We start from the raw sequence: 241 nt of genomic DNA, 5'->3' as shown, positions 1-241 counted from the left end.
CCATGCACGGTTCGCAAAGAGGAATATCAAAAAATGAAGCAGAAATAGTTATCCAACTCTCGGTGATGCTGAATTACGAGTTAGAGAGTACATGATTACAATTTGGAGAAAAAGTGAGGGTAATTGAGCCCCAGAAGTTAAGAACGAAAATAACGGAACGCATAAAGCAAATGCGAGCCAAGTATAACAATGCAGATACACTGCATCCATAAAAAATAGTTTTGCATTATGAAGACAGGTA

Annotated in this window: 1 pseudogene; it reads left to right on the top strand. The window is 37.8% G+C overall.

The features are described from left to right. Positions 1 to 107: 107 nt before the first annotated feature. Positions 108 to 212 (top strand): annotated as a pseudogene (locus ACY2RS_RS15790) (hypothetical protein); the annotation flags it as partial. Positions 213 to 241: the final 29 nt, after the last annotated feature.

The organism is Patiriisocius sp. 208BN25-11 (genome assembly GCF_058147145.1).
The sequence above is the reverse complement of the archived record's forward strand: the minus strand, read 5'-3'. Positions and strand labels throughout refer to the sequence as shown.